The organism is Nocardia cyriacigeorgica (genome assembly GCF_010858045.1).
Classification (GTDB): domain Bacteria; phylum Actinomycetota; class Actinomycetes; order Mycobacteriales; family Mycobacteriaceae; genus Nocardia; species Nocardia cyriacigeorgica_E.
This window is the reverse complement of the sequence record NZ_JAAGVC010000180.1, coordinates 1-353: the sequence shown is the minus strand read 5'-3', so window position 1 is coordinate 353 and position 353 is coordinate 1. Positions and strand designations below refer to the sequence as shown.

Here is a 353-nt window from a genome sequence, read left to right as displayed (position 1 = left end):
TCGTTCGCGATCATCGTGCTCACGATCGAGCCCGCGGCATTGGCGGCCAGCGGGCCGAGTCCGCCGCAGGCGAGGAACAGCAGCAGGTAGGCGATATTGCTGGTGCCGCCGACCAGGGCGAAGCGGAGCAGTTGCGCGAAGGCGTGATCGCCGAGCAGACACTGCCGCGCGCGGGCGCACCGACCGGCCCATTCGCTGCTCAGCATCGGGACGAGGGCAGGGCAGGCGATGGGGGCCGCGAAGGCGGTGCTGTTCACGAGAAGAACGGTCGCCGACCCCGCTGACGGCGACCTGACGCCCGACTGACATGACACCCTCGCGTCTCATGAGACGTCAGATCCGTGTCAGGTCGG

The 353-nt window shown here is 68.8% G+C and carries 1 pseudogene; it reads right to left on the bottom strand.

Features of this window, described 5'->3' with window-relative positions:
- Positions 1–257, bottom strand: a pseudogene (locus GV790_RS29260) (GtrA family protein); the annotation flags it as partial.
- Positions 258–353 lie beyond the last annotated feature (96 nt).